This window comes from Micromonospora sp. DT4 (assembly GCF_049841675.1).
Taxonomy (GTDB): domain Bacteria; phylum Actinomycetota; class Actinomycetes; order Mycobacteriales; family Micromonosporaceae; genus Micromonospora.
The window spans coordinates 1-328 of sequence record NZ_JBNCKT010000444.1; the positions used below are offsets into that span (position 1 = coordinate 1).

1 protein-coding gene is annotated in these 328 nt (G+C 69.5%); it reads right to left on the minus strand.

All coding sequences use genetic code 11. The annotated features are described in order from the left end of the window. Positions 1-328, minus strand: a 328-nt coding sequence (locus ACLQ24_RS30485) for a hypothetical protein (RefSeq protein WP_425895180.1), incomplete at both ends; no start/stop codon positions are given.

A 328-nucleotide genomic window follows, 5' to 3' on the forward strand; every position in this document is an offset into this window, starting at 1 on the left:
TCGGGTGGCTCGACGTCGACGAAGCCCCAGAGTCGTTCCATGACCTGGAGTTGCCAGGTGCGGTAGCGGTCGGCGAAGCCACGGCAGACAGCGGGCGGGACCGGACTACCGGCGTAGGGCAGCGTCGAGTGGCAGATGATGTAGCCCGCCGCACCACGCGCCTCGGCGACCATCTGCTTGAGCCGGCCGGGGTCGAGGTGCATCGGGTTGCCGGGCTTGAAGATGCAGGTGGCGCACTCGCGGGCGAGCAGGCGAGTCTTGCGCAGATCCGGGTCGCCGACGCTGAGCCCGGGTGACCGGTCGGTACCCGGTTCGTCGACGGGATCGA